At 31.8% G+C, this 3,306-nt stretch carries 2 protein-coding genes; both read left to right on the top strand.

Annotated elements, in window-relative coordinates:
• Positions 1 to 2,004: excinuclease ABC subunit UvrA (gene uvrA / locus ACI3VO_RS10660; RefSeq protein ID WP_439757906.1), on the top strand; the 2,004-nt coding region annotated here is incomplete at its 5' end.
• A 17-nt stretch (positions 2,005 to 2,021) separates the two neighbouring features.
• Positions 2,022 to 3,306: excinuclease ABC subunit UvrC (gene uvrC, locus ACI3VO_RS10655; protein ID WP_439757905.1), on the top strand; the 1,285-nt coding region annotated here is incomplete at its 3' end.

The following is a 3,306-nucleotide window of genomic DNA, read 5'->3' as shown; positions in this document are numbered from 1 at the left end:
TGTGACGAATGTAAGGGTCTTGGAGAACGAAGAAATGTAGACAAGGATTTAGTAATACCTAATAAGGATTTATCTATAAATCAAGGTGCAATTGCAGCTTGGGGATCTGTCAGCAAGAGCAATGATACTTATTACAGCAAAATGGTAAGAAGCTTAGCTGAAACATTCGGTGTATCTCTAGATGTTCCGTTTAAAGAGTTACCAGAAGACTTTGTAGAAGAGTTGCTTTACGGTAAAAATAACGTAATGGTAGAATTTGAATATGATTCTAAATATGGAGGAAGAAGACATTATAAAGCTCCATTTGAAGGTGTTCTTGTAAATCTAGAGAGAAGATATAACGAAACCTCTTCAGATTATTCAAAGGAAAAAATAGAAGAATTTATGGCGGAAACACCTTGTCCAAAATGCCATGGAAACAGACTTAAAAAAGAAGTTTTATCAGTAAAAATAAACGGAAAAAATATAATTGAAGTAACAGAGCTTTCAATAAATGAGTTAATAGATTTTATAGATAATTTACAATTAAGCGAAAAAAATCAATTTATTGCTCAGGAAATATTAAAGGAAATTCGTGAAAGAGCATCCTTCTTAAGAAATGTAGGCTTGGAATATTTAAATTTATCTAGAAAGGCAGGAACTCTATCAGGTGGAGAGGCTCAACGTATAAGACTTGCCACTCAAATAGGTTCAGCTTTAGTAGGAGTATTATATGTACTAGATGAGCCAAGTATAGGGCTGCATCAAAGAGACAACGACAAGCTAATAGCTTCACTACAAAATTTAACTAAAATAGGAAATACATTGATAGTAGTTGAACACGACGAAGATACCATGAGAGCAGCAGACCACATAGTAGATATAGGACCAGGAGCAGGTATACACGGTGGAGAAATAGTAGCTCAAGGTACAATGGAGGAAATAATAGCAAATCCAAATTCTATAACAGGAATGTACTTGAGTGGAAAGAGAAAAATCGAAATTCCAGACACTATTAGAGAAGGAAATGGAAACTTTATAGAAATAATAGAAGCAAGTGAAAATAACCTTAAAAATATAGATGTAAAAATACCTTTAGGAAAATTCGTCTGTATAACAGGTGTTTCTGGCTCAGGAAAGAGTACACTGATAAATGAAATATTATACAAGAGTGTCGCAAACAAAGTAAATAGATCCAAAACTAAGCCAGGAAAACACAAAGACATAAAGGGTATCGAAAATATAGATAAAATAATAAATATAGATCAAAGTCCTATAGGAAGAACACCTAGATCAAATCCTGCGACTTATACAGGTATTTTTGATTATATAAGAGATTTATTTGCCATGACAAACGAAGCAAAAGCGAGAGGATACAAGAAAGGAAGATTTAGCTTCAACGTAAAAGGTGGAAGATGTGAGGCTTGTAAAGGCGATGGTATAATAAAAATTGAGATGCACTTCTTGCCTGATGTATATGTTCCTTGCGAGGTTTGTAAGGGAGAAAGATACAACAGAGAAACACTACAGGTTAAATATAAAGATAAAACTATATCTGATGTACTAGATATGAATGTAGAAGAAGCATTGGAATTCTTTGAAAATATACCTACAATAAAGAGAAAATTAGAGACATTGATGGATGTCGGACTTTCATATATAAAACTAGGTCAGCCATCGACTCAATTATCAGGTGGAGAAGCTCAAAGAATTAAATTGGCGACAGAATTAAGTAAGAGACCAACAGGTAAAACTCTGTATATCTTAGATGAACCAACAACAGGCTTGCATATGGCCGATGTAGAAAAATTAATAGATGTTTTACAAAGATTAGCTGATACAGGAAATTCTATAGTAGTTATAGAGCATAATCTAGATGTGATAAAAAGCTGTGATTATATAATAGACTTAGGTCCAGAAGGTGGAGATAACGGAGGTACTATTGTAGCTACAGGAACTCCAAAGGAAATTTCAAAAGTACAAAATTCCTATACAGGACAATTTTTAAAGAAATATTTTGAATAGAAAAAGGAGAAGTTTAAGTGTTTAATATTCAAGAACAATTAAAATTACTACCAGATGAACCTGGTGTTTATTTGATGAAAAATAAAAATAAAAAAATAATTTATGTTGGGAAGGCTATTTCTCTAAAAAATAGAGTAAGACAATATTTTCAATCATCAAAAAATCACTCATCTAAAGTAAAATCTATGGTAAGTAATATTGCCTCCTTTGAATATATAATTACAGATTCTGAATTAGAAGCATTAATATTGGAATGTAATTTAATTAAACAGTATAGACCTAAATACAATGTTTTGCTTAGAGACGATAAAACATATCCTTATATAAAGGTTACAGTAAATGAGGACTATCCTAGAGTCATGAAGGTAAGAAGAGTACTTAAGGACAAGGCAAAGTATTTCGGTCCATATACAAATGTAGGTGCTGTAAATGATACGTTAGAAATAATAAGAAATATATATCCGATAAGAAACTGTAACGTCGATATACCTAAGGCAATTAAAAATAATGCAAGACCATGTTTAAATCATCACATCAAAAAATGTGTAGGACCATGCACAGGAAATGTGTCAAAGGAAGAATACAGAAAGATGATTGATGAGATATTGATGTTTCTGTCAGGAAAAGAAGAGACATTGATAGAAATTTTAAAAGAAAAAATGAATGCATGTGCTATGGAATTTAACTTTGAAGAAGCTGCTATTTACAGAGATAAAATAAAAAATTTAGAGGAAATAATGGAAAAGCAAAAAATAGATACTTCCAGTTCAGATGTAAATCAAGATATAATAGCATTAGCTAGAACAGAACAAGAAGCCTGTGTTCAAGTTTTTTTCATTAGAAACGGCAAAATTATAGGTAGAGAGCATTTTATATTAGAAGGTGTAGATGGGAGCTCTTCTGACTCTGTATTAGGATCATTTGTAAAGCAATTTTATATGGAACAAGAGTATATTCCGAAAGAAATAATTATAGATGAAGAAATAGAAGATAATTATATACTAGAAGAGTGGCTAAGCCACAAAAAAGGAAGTAAGGTGACTATTAAAATACCTCAAAAAGGAGAAAAGAAAAATTTAGTTGAAATGGTCAGAAGAAACGCCATGGAGTATCTAAATAAATTTTCTCATTTGAACAAGCAAAAATACGAAAAAAGTATAGGAGCTCTAACACAGCTAACAGAGTTACTCAAGCTAGAAAAAGTACCTAAAAGAATAGAAGCCTACGATATATCTAATATCCAAGGTGTGGATTCAATAGGAACTATGGTTGTTTTTACAGACGGTAAAAAGGACAGAAAAG

Origin of the sequence: Intestinibacter sp. (assembly GCF_051866655.1) — a bacterium.
In the GTDB taxonomy this organism is placed as follows: Bacteria; Bacillota; Clostridia; order Peptostreptococcales; family Peptostreptococcaceae; genus Intestinibacter.
Note: the sequence above shows the minus strand (reverse complement) of the source record. Positions and strands in the feature narration are given on the sequence as shown.